Here is a 19,320-nt window from a genome sequence, read left to right on the forward strand (position 1 = left end):
CCCTGCTGCGCCTCGCCGCACAGGCGGAGTGTATAGAATGACCTCCTGTTTTTAGGTTGGAGGTATGGCGGCAGGGCGAAGGGTATAGGTATAAAATAGAACAGGAACGTGGATAGAATTGTCAGAATCAAGGATATAGCCGAGAAAGCGAACGTGTCGACAGGAACCGTGGACCGGGTGCTGCATGACCGCGGCAGGGTGGCTGAGGACGTGCGCAGGCGGGTGCTCCGGATTGCCGAAGAGCTGAACTACAAACCGAACCTGCTGGCCCGCGCCCTGGTCACCAACAAAACGTATACCCTCGCCGCCCTCCTCCCCGACCCCGCCGCCGACAGTTACTGGCAGGCGCCGAAAGATGGCGTGGAAAAGGCCGAGAACGAACTGAAGCAGTATGGCGTGCGGGTGGAGCAGTATATATTCGACCCTTTCGACCCGGACTCTTTCTCCAGGGCGGCAGAAAAGGTAGCCGCCACTACCCTCGCCGGCGTGCTGGTCGCCCCTATCTTTTACCGGCAGTCGCTGGCCTTCTTCAACACCTGGAAGCGGCAGGGCATTCCGTTCGTGCTCTTCAACACGCACATCCCGGACTACGAACCGCTTATGTATATCGGTCAGGACTCTTACCAGAGCGGTTTTCTGGCGGGCAAGCTGCTGCATTATGGCTGCAAAGCGGAAGCCACCTTCGTGGTCGCCCATATCGAGGAGGACGTGGAGAACTCGTCTCACCTGATCCGAAAGGAGCAGGGCTTCAAAGACTATTTCGCGCAGCACGACCCGGACGGGCGCTACCGTGTGCTCTCCTCAGACCTACGGCGCAGCGAAAGCCACACGATCGCGCAGCAGCTGGATCGCCTGTTTCAGGAAGAGGCCGGAATAAAGGGCATCTTCGTGACGACCTCGAAGGCAAGTGTCATCGCCGATTACCTCCACCAGCGCCAGAAGGGGCAGATAAGCCTCGTTGGCTACGACCTGATCGCGCGGAACCTGCACTACCTGGACAACGGGGTGATTGATTTCCTGATCAACCAAAATCCCAAAGGGCAGGGCTACTGGGGCATTCACGCACTTGCGGACCACCTGGTTTTCGGGAAGAAGAGCAACCCGATCAAGTACTTGCCGCTGGACATCATCACAAAAGAGAACCTGCAATACTACATCGGGGCCGATAGCTGACGCCCGGGCGGCGGTGCCTCATATCCGGCCCATCAATAACCGTCGGTTGTTATGCTGCGTACTTTAATCCTACACACCGTGAGAGATTGGGGTGTGTTTTTTTTCAAAGGATATTTACGTTCTTAACCCCCAAATTGTATGGCATTAATAAATAAGAGTGACGTTGAGAAGCTGATAAACGTGCAAAGCAACACACAGAACGCCTTGTGCCTCTCCTTCTACTTACCTACGCACCGCTCCGGCAAAGAAACGCTGAATGGCCAGGACAGCATCGCCTTCAAAAACCAGGTGCGCAAAGCCCGCGAGCTTTTGGAAAAACATGATGTACCCGAGGCCGAAGTGGCGCAATACCTGAAACCTGCTGAAGAACTACTGCACGACAACAATTTCTGGAGACACCAAAGCGAGGGGCTGGCCCTGTTTATCACCAAAGGCTTCTCGGCCCACTACACCCTGCCCATCGCGATGCCCGACGAGGTGTATGCGCTCGACCAGTTTTACTTTACCCCCATGCTGCCGCTCCTGAGCCAGAATGGCCGCTTCTTTATCCTGAAACTGTACCGCGAGAAGATTTGCTTCTATGAGGCGACCATTGACAGGGTGCGGCCGATCGACATCAGCGACTTTGTGCCGCAGTCGCTTAGCCAGGCCCTTAAGTTTGACGTGAAGGGCAACGATCAGGACTTTACCAACTCCACCACCACCGTGAACGGGAGCAACATCGTGCACGGGCCCGGCTCTACCAAAGGCGACGAGGAGCATGAGCGCGTGCGCGAGTTTATGCTGGATATAGATAACAGCCTGCAGCAGATTCTGCACAACGCCACCGAGCCGCTGGTGCTGGCAGGCGTAGACCACTACTGCGGCATTTACCGCAACATCAGCAAATACAAGCACATTGTGACGCAGAACATCAACATAAACGAGGGCACGGACGACATGCACGCGCTGCACGAGAAGGCATTGGCCGTGATGAAGCCCGTGATGCAGCAGGGCCACTCCGACTCGCTGACGCGCTACCAGAACGTGGCGGGCACAGGCGCTACCTCCGAGGACATTGCCACGGTGGCGGCCGAGGCCGTGCATGGCCGTATAGACACGCTGTTTATCTCGCCGAGCCAGCCGGTATGGGGCAGCTACAACGCCGTGAGCGCCACCGCCGAGGTGCACGAGGAGTACCAGCGGGGCGACGACGACCTCATCAACCTGGCCGCGATCAAGACCATTGCGCAGGGCGGCAAGGTGTTCGTGAGCAGCTACAACGGCATGGCTGAGGCCGCCACGCAAGGGGCCAGCGTAAAGGCTTTGTTCCGCTACTAGCCACGGATAGATATTTTGGCCTTGTGCGCCAGAAACCTTAACTTAGAGGGCAGCCATAGCGGCTGCCCTTTTATGTTGCGCCTGAATGGCCTTTGGGCCTCTTTGGCGCTTATCCCCCTTTGCATGAAGCTGCACCTGACCGACGGGTATAACTTTTTATCCAAACTGACGCCGCTACGCGCCCTGAACGCGCTGCAGGTGGTGGGCAGCTACATGCTCTCGAAACTGACGGGCAGGGCCAGGCACTGGGGGTATCCGCTGAGCATCTCGCTGGAGCCCACCACCTCCTGCAACCTGCGCTGCCCTGAGTGCCCCAGCGGCCTCCGCTCGTTTACGCGCCCCACGGGCATGCTGCAGGACGAGCTGTTCAAAGACACCATCGACCAGCTGCACCGCCGCCTGCTATACCTCATCTTCTATTTTCAGGGAGAGCCATACCTGCACAAGAGCTTCCTGAAACTGGTGAAGTACGCTTCGGACCGGGGGATTTATACCGCCACCTCCACCAATGCCCATTACCTGGACGACGAGACGGCCCGTAAAACCGTGGAATCCGGACTGGACCGGCTGATCGTATCTATTGACGGCACCACGCAGGAAACGTATGCCGCCTACCGGGTGGGCGGCAAGCTGGATAAGGTGCTGGAGGGAACGCGCAACGTGGTGAAGTGGAAAAAAGCCATGAAGTCCAGGACGCCGCACATTATGTTCCAGTTTCTGGTGGTGCGGCCAAACGAGCACCAGCTGGAAGACGTAAAAACCCTGGCAAGAGAGCTCGGCGTGGACGAGGTGGTGTATAAGACAGCCCAGATCTACGATTATGCGCAGGGGTCCCCGCTCATCCCCACCCTGGACTACTACTCCAGGTATAAAAACAACGGCGACGGCAGCTACACCATCAAGAACAAGCTACTGAACCATTGCTGGAAGATGTGGCACTCCTGCGTCATCACCTGGGACGGCCTACTGGTGCCCTGCTGCTTCGACAAAGACGCCGAGTACAGGATGGGCGACCTGAAGGAAAACAGCTTTGCGCAGGTATGGCGCGGCCCGGTATACAGCCGGTTCAGGCAGTCGCTGCTGGGCTCGAGGGCCAATATAGAAATGTGCCGCAATTGCACGGAAGGAACCAAGGTATGGGCATGACCCGCTAAATTTTAAAGAGAATCAATTTGACAGATTATATGAAGGACCTGAACAAAACGGTAGAGTTACTGTGGGGGAAGTTGGAGGTATGGGGTGAGCAGGGGGTGCTGATGCTGCCCAACATTTTTGTGGCGATCATCCTGCTGATCGTCACGTTTTACGTGGCGGGCTTCATCAGGGGCTGGCTCGAGAAGTTCATTAACCGCTTTTCGCACAGCGCCGCCCTGAACAACCTTGTGCTCACGCTGCTCTACATCGGCATGCTGATGGTGGGCTTCTTCTTCGTGCTGAACGTGCTGAACCTGGATCGGGTGGTGATCTCGCTGCTGGCCGGTGTCGGTATACTGGGTTTGGCGCTGGGTTTTGCCTTTCAGGACATAGCGGCTAACTTCATCTCCGGCGTGATCATCGCGGTGCAGAAGCCGTTTGGCGTGGGCGACAACATCGAGACGAACGACTACTTCGGCACCATCGAGCGCATCACGCTCCGCACCATCGACATCCGGCAGGTAACCGGCGAGCTGGTGAAGCTACCGAACAAGATGGTGTTCGAGAACCCGCTCACCAACTTCTCCGTCTACGGCACCCGCCGCATCGACCTGGAGGTGGGCATCTCGTACGGCGAGGACCTGGAGCGCGTGCAGCAGGTAGTGATTGAGGCCTTGGAAGACGTGAAAAACCGCGTGAAAACAAAGGCCGTCGAAGTGATGTATGACTCGTTCGGCGACAGCTCCATCAACTTCAAGGCCCGCTTCTGGGTAAGCTACAGCCGGCAGGTGGATTATGTGGGGGCCAAGAGCGACGCGATTATCCGCATCAAAAAGGCCTTCGACGCCAACGACATCCTCATTCCGTTCCCGATCCGCACGCTGGACTTCGGTATAAAAGGCGGCGAGACGCTGACCGAGCAGCTGCAGGCCATGAACGTTTCGGTGAAGGACGGGCAGGCCCTTGGCAACAACGGCAAATAACAGCAAAGTATACATATAAAAACAGCGCGGGCCGATCGTTAACGATCGGCCCGCGCTGTTTTTATATGTATGGGGAAACTACTTGTCATCCTTGTCCAGGTCTTTTCCGAGGTCTTCCACCTGCTTCAGGAACGTGTCTATTTTCTCGTCGGCGTAAGGGCCGTATGAGTTGGAGATAGTGCCTTTCTGGCCCGAGGTGGTTTCCACGGCATAGAGGATAGACATGTCGTCGGGGTTGCTCTCGCCTTCGAAGCGGTAATGGTCTACGATGCGCACTTGCTCTGGGCTAAAGCTTTCTTTCTCGTCCATAGAGCACATCTTCCCCTCCTCCGACACTTTGAAGTCATGCTTGTAGCCGTCTTTCTGCAGGCGGTTCAGCACATTCACTAAAGATCTCTCTTCTATTTTATCTTGCATAGCATATGGTGTTTATGGCGTTCAAACTCTAAGTATAAAACTATACGCAAAAACGGGCTTAGGATACGAAAAGACGCGGATTAATCGTGGCCGCGCCTGCTGGCCCGGGTGTCTGCGGGCGGCACAAAGGCCAATGGCACATCCTGTCGCTGCTTTCTACGCGGAAGCCTTTTTCTTGTCGAGCTCCTGCTGGATTTTCTTGAAGTCGATGGCGCCGCAGCTGCCACAGCCTTTGGCGCAGCCGCTCTTGGCGGAAAAGCTGCGGTATACCATGCGGGCCATGTAGAGGGCGGCCACTAAAAAAATGAGGAGGATGATGAGTTCCTGTACCATGCCTTAATAACTCTCTGAAGTTAGAAAAAGTTTATTCCATGCCTTTCTTCCAGTGCTCCTGGATGGTGTGCTGCATCTCCGCATGGATGTTGCCGTTGCTGGCCACGATCTCGCGGCCAAAAACGTAGTCGCCGTCCGCGGTGAATTTGCTCAGCCTGCCGCCGGCCTCCTGCACAATGATGGTGCCGCCTGCCACGTCCCAGGCGTTGAGGTTATACTCGAAGAAGCCCTCAAAGCGGCCCGCCGCCACATACACCAGGTCCAGGGCGGCGGAGCCCAGCCTGCGGATGCCATGCGACCGTTCCATGAACGAGCCCAGCACCTGCAGGTACTGCTGCGTCAGGCCAAAGTCGTAGTACGGGAAACCTGTCGCGATCAGGGAGTCTTTCAGGGCCGGGGCGTCCGATACCCGGATGGGGGTATCGTTGCAGAAAGCGCCGCCGCCTTTGAAGGCCGAGAAGCACTCGTCGCGGCCCGGGTCATACACTACCCCGACTACTACCTCGTCCCCGTCCAGCAGGCCCACGCTCACGCAGTAAATAGGCAGGGTATGGGTGAAGTTGGTGGTGCCGTCCAGCGGGTCGATGATCCAGTTGTAGCGGTCGCCTCTCGTGGTGTCGGTGCCCTCCTCGGTGATGAAGCCCGCCTCGGGCAGCAGTTGGCGCAGCGCCTCCACCAGCTGTTTCTCGGCCTGTTTGTCCACGTAAGACACCAGGTCGTTAAAGCCCTTCATCTCGATCCTGGAGCGGTCGAACGTGCTTCCTTCGTTTTTAATGTATGCGCCCACCTTGCGGGCGATGATGTTCAGGTTGTTGGATAGTTGGTTCAGGTTCATGTTGTCTGCTCTACGTGTGGCGTAATGATTTCTGAGGGGGCCTTCCGGGAAAGCCATACGGTATAAACGGAACGCAGGCCAAGCGCCAGCGCAAGGGGTATGATGGCGGTATGCAGCATCTGCGGCCACCAGGGCCAGAACACAAGCATAAGGATGGCCAGTATGGCGGTGCCTGCCATGTACTTACGCACCCAGTCCGGCAAGTTGCTGCGGCCAAGGAAAAAAGCCACTGCCAGATGGGTAGGCAGAGCCCAGAGCAGGTTGAAGTTGTAGGCGGTGGCCTGGTGGTCGGTGGCTACCCACAGCAGGAGCAGCACCACGCCCATCAGGCCGGTTATAAAGAAGAACCCCATATCGAAAAGGCGGCTGCGGCGGCGCTTCAGCAAATCCTGTACAGTGAGGGCCAGCACCACGGCAAAGAACAGCCACCAGACCAGCGTCGGGGTGAAGAGGCCGTGCGTGAACGGAATCGGCTCCCGCTCAAACAGCACCTTCATCTTGCCCACCAGCGGCTTTGTCTGGTTTCCCTCGGTGAGCGTGGCCTGCGCAAAGCCCTGGGCCAGGTAGTCGGGCAGGAACATGTACTCGTAAGGCGCGGCCTCCTGATCGATGGGCGCCCCAAGGGCAAGGTCAATCCCGAAGTCAGACCACGGCTGCGGCACCAGGTACAGGTCGATCAGGTTGCGGAAGCTCATGTCCTTGTCAAAGTCACCGATGTTAAACCGGACCTGGTTGGGGAAGCTGGCCTCCACGCCGTCCCGGATGCGGGTGGCGCAGTTGTCGAAGAAGAAGTCGTAGAGGTAAAATCGGTTCTCGGGCAGGTAGTTGGTCGTCAGGAAGGCCCAGTATTGCTGCCGTTGTACCTCGGTCAGGTTCATCTCCTGCTCATACACCGAGCGGTTGTCGGCGGTATAGCTGTACACAAAGCGGTTGAAGTCGGCGATGGAGAGTTTATACCGCAACTTGCCCCGGATAAACTTGAGGTAGAAATTGGGCTCGTCGAAATCGAACGTCCCGTAGTTGAAGACGATGTCGAAGCCGTTGACCGGGTCGTTGACGCGCACCGCGCTGTGCCCGAAGATGGCATACAGGTCGCTGCCGCTGGAGCAGGTGATGAGGCTGATCCTGGCTTGGGGCGAAAGCCGGTACGTCTCGAACTGCGCCCACCCCTGAAACGAGAGCAGGCACAGCGTCAGCGCCAGCCCGAACTGCTTTATATAGTTTCTCATGTTATTCTTTTTCCTGTTTGCCGCCTTTGCTGACACCGGCCAGCACGATTACAAACTCGCCCTTAATGGTTTTTGTGGTGAAAATCTCCGTTAGCTCGTCTAAGGTTCCGTTGATCGTCTCCTCGAACATCTTCGTGATTTCACGTGAAACAGACACCTCGCGCTCCCCGCCAAAGTACTCCTTAAACTGCGTCAGTGTTTTGAGCAGGCGGTGCGGCGACTCATAGAAAATCATGGTGCGCTCCTCCGTGGCCAGGCTCTGCAGGCGCGTCTGGCGGCCTTTCTTTACGGGCAGAAACCCCTCAAACGTAAAACGGTCGGTGCTGAAGCCGGATTTTACCAGTGCCGGGACAAAAGCCGTGGGGCCGGGCAGGCACTCTATTTTCAGGTCGTGCTTCAGGCACTCGCGCACCAGGTAAAAGCCGGGGTCAGAGATGCCGGGGGTGCCCGCGTCCGAGATCAGGGCCATCACCTCACCCGCTTTCATGCGGTCTACCAAATGGCCGGTGGCCTTGTGCTCGTTGTGCAGGTGGTGGCTGTGCATGCGCTTCTCGATGCCCAGGTGCTGCAGCAGCTTGCCGCTGGTGCGGGTGTCCTCGGCCAGAATCACGTCTACCTCTTTCAGTATCCGGATGGCGCGCAGCGTGATGTCCTCTAGATTGCCGATGGGTGTCGGCACCAGGTATAGGTTTGTCTTCTCTTGTTCCTGCATGCACCAAAGATAGTATTTTGAGTTTTGAGTTCCGAGTGCTGCGCGCCGAGTTAGCCATTGTATGGCTTTCAACTAACAAACTGTACGCCATACCAGCCTAAAGGCACTTCGGAGTCGGCCTCTAGTCAGCCCCGGCGCCCGGAACCCCGGACTCATAACTCGCCTTATAGATTTCCTCGATGCGCGTGGCCAGCTTGTGGTCGCGGATGGTAACGGTGTTGCCCGCGTCGTGGGTGCTGAGCTCAATGTCTACCTTGTTATACATGTTGCTCCACCACGGGTGGTGGTCCATTTCGCCGGCCACAACGGCCACTTCCTGCATAAATTCCATCGCCTGCTCAAAGTCCTTGAACGTGAAGCTGCTTTTTAACTTGTTGTCTTCTTCCTGCCACATAGTTTTAGCGTTTTATACCTCCCCATACCCTCCCCGCGCGCCTGTTCCGGAAACAAGCCAAAACGGCGGGGCGTATAGGTATAAATTGTTACGAATTTAAGCCATCCAGAACTATGAAAAACAAACCAGAATCTTTACCCGCGCAGAAACAGGAGAAACAGCCGGGCGATGAGTATAAAATGCGCCCCGAGCCGGAGATTATCCGCGACTCCTACCGCGGGAGCGATAAGCTGAAAGGAAAAGTGGCCCTGATAACAGGAGGCGACAGCGGCATTGGCCGGGCCGTGGCCGTGCATTTTGCACGCGAGGGAGCCGACGTGGCCATTATATACCTCAATGAGGACAAAGATGCCAAAGACACCCAAAAAATGGTAGAGGCTGAAGGGCGGAAATGTATGCTCCTGGCCGGGGATGTGGGCGAGGAGGCGTTTTGCCAGGAGGCAGTGCAGCGCACCGTGGCCGAGTTTGGCAAGCTGGACATCCTGGTGAATAACGCGGCCGAGCAGCACGAGCAGCAGGATTTAAAGGACATTTCGGCGGAGCAGCTGCAGCGCACGTTCCAGACCAATATTTTCGGGATGTTTTACGTCACGAAAGCGGCTCTTGAGCATATGCAGAAAGGCAGTTGCATCATCAACACCACGTCCATCACCTCCTACCGGGGCAGCCACCACCTCATGGACTATGCCTCCACCAAAGGCGCGATCACAGCGTTCACCCGCTCGCTTTCCGCCAACCTTGCCGAGAAGCCCATCCGCGTGAACGCCGTGGCCCCCGGCCCCATCTGGACACCGCTGATCCCGGCCTCTTTCAGCGAAGATAAAGTTAAGGAGTTTGGGCAGAACGTGCCCCTGAAGCGCCCCGGGCAGCCCTCTGAGGTGGCGCCAGCCTATGTTTTACTGGCTTCGGATGATGGGTCATACATCACAGGGCAGGTGATACACGTGAATGGCGGAGAGCAGATCGGCTCCTGACCAAACCTAAACCCTGACGCCTCCAACAGAGTAAAAGCTACTAACGGATACCCCGTGTATGGGTGCCCGGGCAATTTAAAAGTATACCATTATGGCAGAAGATAAAGATAAAGATAAAGAGAACAAGCTTCAGGGCCAATCGCCCAACGAGCGGCCCTACCGCGTGATAGAGGACGACACAAGCGAAGAGGAGATGAAAGCCGGGCACATCACGCCCGGGGCAGATCCGCCCAAAAACGAGCACCAGCGCGGAGGCTTCGGCAACCGCGACGGCAAAGAGGGTTACGGCAGCGACACTGCCTCGGAGGGGCCATCGGCCACCGGCGTAAACGACTTTGCCGACGATGGTACACCGCCACCGGACAATATGCGCACCGAGGAAGAAGGAAGGGGCTCATAATTCCTGCCACTGGCGCAATTTCCCTGCGCCAGGGTCTTATATTAACCAATTTGCGCCAGGGTCTTATATTAACCAATTAAAGAAAAGCATCATGACATCATATAAGCATACACAGCCAAGTGCTGAGAACGAGGGTAAGCCAAGCGGAAAAGGCCAGGATAAAGCGGCCGGCGGAAAGCCCGTGGACCCGAACCAGACGCGTGCCGGGCACGAAGAGCTGAAAAAGAAACACACCGACGGGCCGGATGAGGCAGGGCAAAACGCCAAGACTAACAACCCAAACCGTAACCTCGATAAGCCTGAGATTGACAACAACACGTATAACTAGGCTTGTGGCCGCATATTTTTTAGAGATAGCACCTGCTCCGGCGGGTGCTATCTCTATTTATACCTACCTTGCCCTCCCGTATTAGACCATACCCTATACTTCCATGGCCCGTTACGCCCTCACAGATATCCACGGCTGTGCCCGTACTTTCAGAGCGCTCGTGCTGGAGCAGCTCAAACTGCAGCCCTCCGACGAGCTATACATACTTGGCGACCTGGTGAACAAGGGGCCCGATAGCAAAGGCGTGATTGACTTTGTGCTGGAACTGCAGGCACAGCAACACCAGGTGCACTGCCTGCGCGGCAACCACGACCAGATGCTGCTGAAAGCCGCCAGGCACGGCCCGCAGAAACTAAACCTGACAGACACGGAGAAAAAACTCGTGCTGGAAAGCTTCGGCATCTCGCAGTTCGAGGACCTGCCCGAGCCGTACAGGAAGTTCCTGAAAAGCCTGCCCTACTACCTCGAGCTGCCAGACTACTTTCTGGTGCACGCGGGCTTTAACTTCACGAGAGAGGATATTTTTGAGGACAAGGATGCCATGCTAAACCTCCGGGGCTATACCGTGGACTGGCAGAAGATCAACAACAAGCTGCTGCTGCACGGCCATACCCCTACGGCGCTGCACAGCATAAAAAAGACCATCTCGCACAAAGACCAAAGGCTGAACCTGGACGCAGGCTGCGTCTACTACAGGAACGCGGCCTACGGCAACCTCGTCGCCCTGGACCTGGACACGCAGCAACTGTTCATCCAGCCCAACCAGGACCGGCCCTACCCCGTTGCCCGGAAAAGCTGAAAGGCGCCAGTTTGGGAGCCATATAAAAGCAAAAGGGCAGGTGAAAACCTGCCCTTTTGCTTTTATGCCAATCAAATTTATTTTTCCATCACAATCTTAATAAACTCCGTGCCTTGGGATGTTGTGAGTCGGGCAACATACATGCTTTGGTTCCCGATGCTGCGCTTGATGTCAAAATTCAGCTTTTCGTTGGCGGCGGCGGTGCCCCGGTACAGTTGCTGAACCACCTTTCCGTCCATGTCGAGTATGTCGAGTGTGATGTAGTCCTGCTCCTGTAGCCGTAACGTAACCTGTGCCTTTGTGCCCATTGGGTTAGGGTATACCGAGAACTCCTGCGGTTTTTTAGCATCCGATTTTTTGTCTTCGGTACCGCAGTCGCCGATAGCGTCGCCATGTGCTAAGTGGTCTTCTACAGCATCCTGTGCCACGCAAAGCGATTTTCCTTTATGGCAAACAACTATTTTCTCGCCATTCTTGCCACAACGGGAGTCATCTACAAACACAGTTACCTCATCTGTGCTGGAGCATCCGGACGGGTCAGTGGCAGTTACAGTATAGCTCGTCGTTACCTCGGGCGATACTTCTACATACTGTGACGTGGCACCGTTACTCCACTTAAAGGTATGTGACGCTTTGGTGATGTTCGTGCTTGCCGTGAGTGTGGCGCGGTTAGCAGCCTTGTAGCCCGGGTACACTGTCTTGTCAGGCCCGGCATCTACCTCAAGCATCGGGTCAACGGTTATGGTCTGAGATGCATAGCCGATGCAACCGTTTTCGTTAAGCACAGAATATGTTAGCGTATGTGTGCCTATGCCCGCGCGTGAAGGGTAGAATTTACCTCTCAACATACCAGGCCCGTTATAGAAACCTCCAGCCGGAGACCCGCCTGTAGGAATGATCGCGGCGGCATTTATACAGAAGGACGTATAAGGCAAGGATATAGCCACCGCAGGAAGTGGCGCCTCTGTCAGGGTAACCTGCAGTGGCTCGCTCACACACCCAGTCGCATCTTTTACGTGCGCAACATAATTGCCGGGGGCCAAATTCTCAAACCAAGAGGCGCTCTGATAAAGCTGACCACCGTCCAGAGAATAGGTATAAGGGGCCACTCCGTTACTTCCGGTCAATTCTACCTTGCCGTTTTTTTGATTTGTACAGGAGCTTGCGGCTATCCTGGACGTAACCTGCACCGTGCACTGGCTAGCAAGCGCTGTAGCGAAATCAGCGCTTTCACTGCTGATCCTACGAACGTCTGCGCCCCGGCTCGACTGGCTAGCCGCCTTATACGCATTGATTACTGTGGGTATGTCACCCTTGGCAGGTGCAGCTATACCAGAAATACTGTGAAAAAGCATTAAGCCGATCAGGCAGAGGCGTGTGCTTCCCGATAGCGTACCCAATCCTGTTTTCTTTCGATCTGAAAGACCAAATAATCCTAATTTTGCAGATGCAATATTAAGACTGAGTAAAATTTTCCCCATGGTTTCTGTGAAATTTATTTGTGTATAAAATGAAGTTGTTTCAGACAGGCACCAGCGTGCAGTGCGTTTGAAAGAGGGAAAGTAATTACAAATATTATATTAAGCAATTTATATATATAAATGCTTTTTTTATTATAAAATTAAATTTGATTGTTTATGTTGATTAGCGCTGCATTGGATAAAGCGCCAAGTGCTGATTTCAGAAAAAGCTTTAAGCAGGCTATAAAATTTGATTAGTTGGGATGCCTTATAATCCTGCCGAGTACGAATATGACAGGCTTTTTCATTATTGTCCTATAAATAGGAGATGTTAGACTTCTAAATAAGTAGTATGGATATCTGTAAATTGTATTTCTATCAAATCTTTGCACTATAACATAAGAGTTTTATTTAGTTAAACATAATTATATGAATAGTGTGGTATGGCAAACTGGCGATGAGTTATACTAGGGTTTGTATTGCTATGTGAAGAGGTTGAATCTGGGGCATACATAAATTTTACCCTAGATGCCTTATTGAGGAGTATTGCTTTTGCATTGAAACTGTACATCGTAGCTGCATAGTTGAAGACTGAGACAACCAGCGGTATAAATGTTGACAGGCGAGAATCGATGATCTGGGAAAGTATAAAAATTCAATTTGATAAATAAAATACAAGCCTATATATATTGCATAATTGATAAAAGCTTGCTTATCTTTCGGAAGACTTATGTAATAGTACATCACATAGATAGCTGCTTTGGATGCTGAGTGATTTGAGTGCTATATACTAGATGTGTTACTTTCTTAAACTGTAAAAATAAGACAATTCATGTCAGGATATGTAGAGAGAAACACCACATAGGTGAAAGGCAAGTATTTAAAAGTTAGCAATATGAATAAAGTTTTCACCTGTTCCTTCCGTGGCATTTTCTTGCCGCTGCTGTTACAATGCATCTTAGCGCTGGGGATCGCGTCTGCCGGGTTTGCTCAGGCAGTTTTGCCTTTCAATTATGGAGGAGAATGGGAAGGGAGGCTGCCTACAGGATTGAGCGGAAGCTTGGGGCTGGATTTTCTTGATGAGCTAGGAAACAGTACGACTGGTGGCTCAGCAGGATTTGATCCCGGCGAATTGCATAACCTCGTGATGCAATTCAACCAGGTGCCAGGTATTCTGACTTACTGGCTCTCCTACCAGTATGCAGCGACCATTGATGGGAATGAATTTCAGGTTTGGGAATCAGCAGATGGGATAACCTATACGTTGCTAAACAGCCATACGAGTATTCCAAATGTACTAGAGGGTACCAAATACGCTGTTAATCCTAAGGCCAGCACGAGATATATTAAGTTTACCTATATAACAACTAAATTTACCGCATCTATATTACTGGATGACATTACGTTAACAGAAGCTGTTCCAGGGCCTGAAATTAATATAAAACAAAATAGTACAAGCATCAGCTCAGGCGGAAGTTTTGCATTTGGTACTGTGGGTGTTGGTACTGGTAACCCCAAAAGCTTTGTGGTAGAAAATAGCGGCACCGAAAGCTTAACGCTTACAGGGAACCCAAAAGTGGTTATATCTGGCACTGATGCAGCCCAGTTTGTCGTAAACGAATCGACAACACTGGGTACTGTCGCAGCTGGGGCATCCACGAGTTTTGAAATTTCTTTCAATCCAAGCAGCTTCGGTAATAAAACAGCGACATTGAGCATTGCGAACAACGATGCAGACGAAAATCCATACACATTTGCCCTGACAGGAACCGCGGAAGAATTAACCCCAACCATAACAAGTGTCAACCCTACCTCCGGCAAAATAGGCATTACTGTAACAATTACCGGTACTAATCTTAGCGCTGTGTCTTCAGTTGCGTTTAATGGTACAGCAGCGTCTTTCACTGTGGTCAGCGCCACGCAAATCGATGCTGTCGTTCCTCAAAATGCAACTACAGGTCTTATTAGGGTAACCACCACTGGAGGTAAGTTTGCAGAAAGCACAACGTTTACGGTAACCTCCCCCCGGATCACAGCCGTAACGCCTAATTCAGGGACTATAAATGACATTATAACTTTAACAGGAGAAAATCTTAACGCTGGTAACAGGCCATCAGTCAAGTTCACCGGTTCGGGAGGTACTCAGGTTACTGCTTCCATCATCAGTAAAACAGATATTGAGGTTAAGGTCAAAGTGCCTTTGACCGCCGTGTCCGGGCCAATATATTTGACAAATAGTAATGGTACAGCCACCAGTAGCAGTTTCACAGTAACCGGGCCGACCATTACAGCGCTGGACCCAACTTCAGGGAAAATAGGCTTTGTAGTAAAGCTGACAGGTACTGGCTTCGATGCAAGCAGTACCGTTAGCTTCAATGGGGTAGCAGTACCAGCCGCCGATATTGTTTATACAAGCAATACAGAAATTTCCGCCAAGGTTCCTAGCGGTGCCACGACTGGCCCTGTTACCGTAACTACAGCTGGAAGAAATGGACAGAGTCAACCGTTCACGGTATTGGTCCAAACAATTACCGTAACAGGCACCCTCTCGCCGTTCAGTGCCATGCTTAATGCGGCGTCTGCATCTCAAAGCTACCAGGTATCGGGCGAAAACCTGGATGGCAATATTACGGTAGCGGCTCCTGCAAATTTTGAAGTGTCGACAGACAACAGCATTTTTGCTAGCTCTGTTGCGGTTATAGCACTGAATGGTATTGTTGCTTCAACGCCTGTGTATGTCAGATATGTGCCTGCCACCAGAGGGACCCATAGTGGAAACGTATCGAACAGTTCACCGAATGCCACAACCAGAACCATCGCCGTCCAGGGTGCCACCCTGGACCCGACCATCACCGTCACCGGAACACTGTCGGAGTTTTCTGCTCCGGCGGGAGGAGGAACGTCAGACGCGCAGAGTTATACCGTTAGCGGAGCGAACATGGAGGCGGGAATTGCCATCAATGCCCCTGTTGAGTTTGAGGTGTCGTTGGATAACAGTATATTTTCCCCGAAAGTGACGGTGGCTTTGCCCTCAGGTGCTACCAGCATCGCGAGCACGACGGTGTATGTGCGCTACAAGCCGGCGGCTACAGGTGTGCACAGTGGCAATATCGTGCACTCCTCCACAAACGCGGCGAGCGTGCCTTTGGCGGCAAATGGCAGCAGCAACACTACCCTTCCGGTAGAGCTCGTCTCATTCAAAGCCGATAACAATGCCAGCGAAGTGACACTTCGCTGGGTGACGGCCTCAGAAGAGAATAATTCACACTTTGAGGTAGAGATGACCACAGACCCTGAGGCGGGCTTTACCCAGATAGGGCGGGTCAGCAGCAAGTCGGTGAACAGCTCCGTGACAACGGACTACCTGTTGCAGTATAGTCTGCCAGGCGCCGGGCTATACTACTTCCGCCTGAAGCAGGTAGACCTGGACGGCACCGCGAGCTACAGCAAAGTGATTGCGGTGGAGGTTGCCGGTTCGGGGAGAGAGAAAGTGACCGTGGCCCCTAACCCGCTCGTCTACAGCTCGAAAGTATTTGTGTCTGCCGCCGCACAGGGCCAGGCAACCCTGGTGCTGCAGAGCATGGCGGGCAAGCAGGTGTACCAGAAGGCTATCGATGTAAACGCGGGGCCAAACGAGGTGCCGCTGCCGCTCTACGACCAGCTGGCAAAGGGGGTATACATCCTGACAGTAGCGCTGAACGGCCAGCTACACCAGGTGAAAGTAGTAAAGCAGTAAGCCCTGAAGCTATGATGGTTAAGGCAAAAGCCCGGCGCCCTGTGCACCGGGCTTTTGCCTTTGCAGCATATTATTCCGGCTATTCTACGGCCAGCTAAATCTGGCAGCCGCTGTTGCGCCGTAGATAAACTTCTGAAACATTGGTTTATTCCATCGCAAGCTTTAATTTTGATGGCTACTAAACCAACTGAACCCATGCAGAAAGACACCGCCATATTCGACCTTATAGCCAAAGAAAAACACCGCCAGACCCACGGCATCGAGCTGATCGCTTCCGAAAACTTCGTTTCGGAGCAGGTGATGCAGGCCATGGGCAGCGTAATGACGAACAAGTATGCCGAGGGCTTGCCCGGTAAGCGCTACTATGGCGGTTGCGAAATTGTAGACCAGTCGGAGCAGTTGGCCATTGACCGCGCCAAGGAGCTTTTCGGGGCGGCGTGGGCAAACGTGCAGCCACACTCTGGGGCGCAGGCCAATGCCGCTGTTATGCTGGCCGTGCTGCAACCCGGCGACAAGATCCTGGGGTTTGACCTGTCGCATGGCGGGCACCTGACACATGGCTCCCCGGTAAACTTCTCCGGCAAACTGTACAGCCCGTCTTTTTATGGGGTGGAACAGGAAACCGGCCTGATCGATTTTGATAAAGTAGTGGAAACCGCTCGCAGAGAGCGTCCGAAGCTGATAATATGCGGTGCCTCGGCCTATAGCCGCGACTGGGACTACAAGAAGCTGCGTGCCGCCGCCGACGAGGTAGGCGCCCTGCTGCTGGCAGATATCTCCCACCCTTCCGGCCTGATCGCGAAAGGGCTTTTGAACAACCCATTCGAGCACTGCCACATTGTTACCACCACTACCCACAAAACACTGCGTGGACCGCGCGGGGGTATGATTATGCTGGGCAAAGACTTTGAGAACCCCTTTGGCCTGAAAACCCCGAAAGGCGAAACGCGCATGATGTCGTCGTTGCTGGATGGCGCGGTGTTCCCTGGCACGCAGGGCGGGCCGCTGGAGCACGTGATCGCCTCGAAGGCAGTGGCGTATTTTGAGGCCCTCTCCGACGACTACACGAGCTATATAAAGCAGGTGCAGCAAAACGCGCAGGCGATGGCCAAGGCGTTTTTGGAGCGCGGCTACGATATCATCTCCGGTGGAACGGACAACCACATGATGCTGATCGACCTGCGCTCGAAAGGGCTGACAGGCAAACTGGCCGAAAACACACTGGTGCAGGCAGACATCACGATCAACAAGAACATGGTGCCGTTCGACGACAAGTCTCCTTTCGTGACGTCGGGCATGCGCGTGGGCACGGCGGCCATTACCACCCGGGGCCTGAAAGAAAACGATATGGTGCGCATCGTAGACCTGATCGACGATGTGCTGATGAACCACGACAACGACAGCAAGATCAGCGCTGCCCGCAAACAAATCAACAGCTGGATGCAGGATTATCCGCTGTTTGCTTACTAAACAATAAAACAGGAGCCATACTTGATGGATCAACCATACATAGGGGAGGAAGAGCAGCCACAGGAGATGTCCTTCGTGGACCACCTCGAAGAGCTGAGATGGCATATCATACGGGCGTTTGCCTCTATTTTTGTTTTCGCAACCATTGCTTTTCTCGCGAAGAACTTTGTGTTCCACGATATTATTCTGGCACCGTCCCGCACCGACTTTTTCAGTTACCGGATTATGTGCGATATCGGGCAACGCATCGGGTCTGAAGCGCTCTGCATCGACCAGATGGGCTTTACCATCCAGAGCAGGCAGATGAGCGGGCAGTTTACCATGCACTTGCTGGTATCCGCCATACTGGGTCTGGTATGCGCCTTCCCGTACGCGTTCTGGGAGATCTGGCGCTTTGTAAAGCCCGGCTTATACCCCCAGGAGCAGAAGAACTCACAGGGGGCAGTGTTCTTTGTGTCTATCCTGTTTATCATGGGTATGCTGTTCGGGTACTATGTGGTGTCCCCGATTTCCATCAACTTCCTGGCAGGCTATCAGGTCGACCCGACGATTATCAACGAGTTTGACCTGTCGTCTTACATCTCGACGCTGACCACGCTCTGCCTGGCCTGCGCCTTTATGTTTGAGATGCCCGTGATCGTGTTCTTCCTGACTAAGGCAGGGCTGATAACGGCTGAAACCATGCAGGTATACCGTAAGCACGCCTTGGTTGTGATCCTGATTGTGGGGGCGATTATTACGCCGCCGGATGTGGTGAGCCAGCTGCTTATCTCCATGCCGCTTATGTTGCTTTATGAGGTAAGCATCAACATTTCCCGTTCTATCCGTAAAAAGGATTTGAAGAGACTAAACGATAACAACACTATATAAATAGTACGATGGCACTAAAGATCGCAATCGGCGGAGACCACGCCGGCTTTACTTACAAAGGCATGCTAAAGGGCGTGTTAGAGGAGTTGGGGCACGACATACAGGACTTCGGCCCGGACTCTGACGCCTCCGTAGACTACCCTGACCACGTGCACCCGCTGGCGAAAGCAGTAGCCCGCAAGGACGCTGATTTTGGCGTCCTGATCTGCGGCAGCGGCAATGGCGTGGCCATCACGGCCAACAAGCACCGGGGTATACGGGCGGCACTGTGCTGGCTACCGGTGGTGGCCAAGCTGGCCCGGCAACACAACAATGCCAATGTGCTCTGCATACCGGCGCGTTTTGTTTCGGAGGACGAGGCCCGCGAGATGACGCGCGTTTTCCTGAGCGCAACCTTTGAAGGAGGGCGGCACCAAACCCGCGTGGATAAAATCACGGACTGCTAGAACTGCCGGAAGGTATATATAAAAAGAGGCTGCGCCAGTTATTTGGCGCAGCCTCTTTTCATATATAGGGGGTATAAATCTTTTGAGTGTCAGCCCTTAAGGAGTAGGATCGTATCATTCCAGCAGATTCTCCCCTTGAGGACAAGCGAGAACGTGAGTTTGAAGCTTGCGACCATAGGTCAGAGGGGTGTTTACATTAGGGAATTTAACACTAAAAGATTAATTTTTGGCAAATATAATAGTGGCCTTTGCACCCTTATGACCCCCTTTAGGGAAAATAGTTCGGGAAAATGAAACGGCCCAACTG

Annotated in this window: 19 protein-coding genes and 2 pseudogenes; 13 read left to right on the forward strand and 8 right to left on the reverse strand. The window is 53.7% G+C overall.

The features are described from left to right. Window positions 1-108 precede the first annotated feature (108 nt). The 4 genes from MKJ04_RS03080 to MKJ04_RS03095 all read left to right on the forward strand — a co-directional run bounded on the left by MKJ04_RS03080 (window position 109) and on the right by MKJ04_RS03095 (window position 4,610). Window positions 109-1,173: a LacI family DNA-binding transcriptional regulator gene (locus MKJ04_RS03080; RefSeq protein ID WP_241639272.1), complete on the forward strand. Its 1,065-nt coding sequence runs from the start codon at window positions 109-111 to the stop codon at window positions 1,171-1,173. 138 nt (window positions 1,174-1,311) lie between these two features. Then, on the forward strand, window positions 1,312-2,493 hold the full coding sequence (locus tag MKJ04_RS03085; RefSeq protein WP_241639275.1) for a hypothetical protein: 1,182 nt from the start codon (window positions 1,312-1,314) through the stop codon (window positions 2,491-2,493). A gap of 123 nt (window positions 2,494-2,616) precedes the next feature. Further along, on the forward strand, window positions 2,617-3,639 hold the full coding sequence (locus tag MKJ04_RS03090; protein WP_241639522.1) for an SPASM domain-containing protein: 1,023 nt from the start codon (window positions 2,617-2,619) through the stop codon (window positions 3,637-3,639). Window positions 3,640-3,677: 38 nt separating this feature from the next. Then, entirely contained in the window at window positions 3,678-4,610 is a 933-nt protein-coding gene (locus MKJ04_RS03095) for a mechanosensitive ion channel family protein (RefSeq protein WP_241639277.1), read from the forward strand. Between the two features lie 78 nt (window positions 4,611-4,688). On the opposite strand, the gene MKJ04_RS03100 is transcribed toward MKJ04_RS03095, so the two are convergent. The 6 genes from MKJ04_RS03100 to MKJ04_RS03125 all read right to left on the reverse strand — a co-directional run bounded on the left by MKJ04_RS03100 (window position 4,689) and on the right by MKJ04_RS03125 (window position 8,530). Then, entirely contained in the window at window positions 4,689-5,027 is a 339-nt protein-coding gene (locus MKJ04_RS03100; RefSeq protein WP_241639280.1) for a hypothetical protein, read from the reverse strand. 156 nt (window positions 5,028-5,183) lie between these two features. Next, window positions 5,184-5,360: a FeoB-associated Cys-rich membrane protein gene (locus MKJ04_RS03105; protein ID WP_241639283.1), complete on the reverse strand. Its 177-nt coding sequence runs from the start codon at window positions 5,358-5,360 to the stop codon at window positions 5,184-5,186. A gap of 31 nt (window positions 5,361-5,391) precedes the next feature. Beyond that, a complete protein-coding gene (locus MKJ04_RS03110; RefSeq protein WP_241639286.1) occupies window positions 5,392-6,195 on the reverse strand; it encodes an inositol monophosphatase family protein in 804 nt (267 codons plus the stop codon). Further along, window positions 6,192-7,424: a DUF4105 domain-containing protein gene (locus tag MKJ04_RS03115; protein ID WP_241639289.1), complete on the reverse strand. Its 1,233-nt coding sequence runs from the start codon at window positions 7,422-7,424 to the stop codon at window positions 6,192-6,194. Before MKJ04_RS03115 ends, MKJ04_RS03110 begins: the two co-directional genes overlap by 4 nt. A 1-nt stretch (window position 7,425) precedes the next feature. Next, the gene (rsmI, locus tag MKJ04_RS03120) at window positions 7,426-8,136 is read right to left on the reverse strand and encodes a 16S rRNA (cytidine(1402)-2'-O)-methyltransferase (protein WP_241639291.1); all 711 of its coding nucleotides are present in this window, start codon (window positions 8,134-8,136) and stop codon (window positions 7,426-7,428) included. Window positions 8,137-8,257: 121 nt separating this feature from the next. Then, on the reverse strand, window positions 8,258-8,530 hold the full coding sequence (locus MKJ04_RS03125; RefSeq protein WP_241639292.1) for a 4a-hydroxytetrahydrobiopterin dehydratase: 273 nt from the start codon (window positions 8,528-8,530) through the stop codon (window positions 8,258-8,260). 113 nt (window positions 8,531-8,643) lie between these two features. Here MKJ04_RS03125 and MKJ04_RS03130 point away from each other — a divergent pair, with 113 nt between their 5' ends. The 4 genes from MKJ04_RS03130 to MKJ04_RS03145 all read left to right on the forward strand — a co-directional run bounded on the left by MKJ04_RS03130 (window position 8,644) and on the right by MKJ04_RS03145 (window position 11,031). Further along, entirely contained in the window at window positions 8,644-9,504 is an 861-nt protein-coding gene (locus MKJ04_RS03130) for an SDR family oxidoreductase (protein ID WP_241639294.1), read from the forward strand. 91 nt (window positions 9,505-9,595) lie between these two features. Next, a complete protein-coding gene (locus tag MKJ04_RS03135; protein WP_241639295.1) occupies window positions 9,596-9,904 on the forward strand; it encodes a hypothetical protein in 309 nt (102 codons plus the stop codon). A 91-nt stretch (window positions 9,905-9,995) separates the two neighbouring features. After that, the gene (locus MKJ04_RS03140; protein WP_241639296.1) at window positions 9,996-10,232 is read left to right on the forward strand and encodes a hypothetical protein; all 237 of its coding nucleotides are present in this window, start codon (window positions 9,996-9,998) and stop codon (window positions 10,230-10,232) included. 103 nt (window positions 10,233-10,335) lie between these two features. Beyond that, complete coding sequence (locus MKJ04_RS03145; RefSeq protein ID WP_241639298.1) at window positions 10,336-11,031, forward strand: metallophosphoesterase family protein; 696 nt, start codon at window positions 10,336-10,338, stop codon at window positions 11,029-11,031. Between the two features lie 77 nt (window positions 11,032-11,108). Here MKJ04_RS03145 and MKJ04_RS22745 read toward each other — a convergent pair whose 3' ends face one another. Together MKJ04_RS22745 and MKJ04_RS22930 are read right to left on the reverse strand one after the other, a co-directional pair. Then, a complete protein-coding gene (locus MKJ04_RS22745) occupies window positions 11,109-11,816 on the reverse strand; it encodes a T9SS type A sorting domain-containing protein (RefSeq protein WP_241639300.1) in 708 nt (235 codons plus the stop codon). A 300-nt stretch (window positions 11,817-12,116) separates the two neighbouring features. Further along, window positions 12,117-12,512 (reverse strand): annotated as a pseudogene (locus MKJ04_RS22930) (SprB repeat-containing protein); the annotation flags it as partial. Window positions 12,513-13,638: 1,126 nt separating this feature from the next. Between MKJ04_RS22930 and MKJ04_RS22935 the strand changes: the two are divergent. The 5 genes and pseudogenes from MKJ04_RS22935 to rpiB all read left to right on the forward strand — a co-directional run. Beyond that, window positions 13,639-14,193, forward strand: a pseudogene (locus MKJ04_RS22935) (choice-of-anchor D domain-containing protein); the annotation flags it as partial. 813 nt (window positions 14,194-15,006) lie between these two features. Beyond that, window positions 15,007-16,227 carry a T9SS type A sorting domain-containing protein gene (locus MKJ04_RS03160; protein WP_241639303.1) on the forward strand — a complete coding sequence of 407 codons (1,221 nt, stop codon included), beginning with the start codon at window positions 15,007-15,009 and terminating at the stop codon, window positions 16,225-16,227. Window positions 16,228-16,422: 195 nt separating this feature from the next. Next, window positions 16,423-17,697, forward strand: a complete 1,275-nt coding sequence (gene glyA, locus MKJ04_RS03165; protein ID WP_241639305.1) for a serine hydroxymethyltransferase — start codon at window positions 16,423-16,425, stop codon at window positions 17,695-17,697. 24 nt (window positions 17,698-17,721) lie between these two features. After that, window positions 17,722-18,567 carry a twin-arginine translocase subunit TatC gene (tatC, locus tag MKJ04_RS03170; protein WP_241639308.1) on the forward strand — a complete coding sequence of 282 codons (846 nt, stop codon included), beginning with the start codon at window positions 17,722-17,724 and terminating at the stop codon, window positions 18,565-18,567. 8 nt (window positions 18,568-18,575) lie between these two features. Then, on the forward strand, window positions 18,576-19,013 hold the full coding sequence (gene rpiB, locus MKJ04_RS03175; protein WP_241639310.1) for a ribose 5-phosphate isomerase B: 438 nt from the start codon (window positions 18,576-18,578) through the stop codon (window positions 19,011-19,013). The last annotated feature ends 307 nt before the right edge of the window (window positions 19,014-19,320 follow it).

Origin of the sequence: Pontibacter sp. E15-1 (genome assembly GCF_022601975.1) — a bacterium.
Lineage (GTDB): Bacteria > Bacteroidota > Bacteroidia > Cytophagales > Hymenobacteraceae > Pontibacter.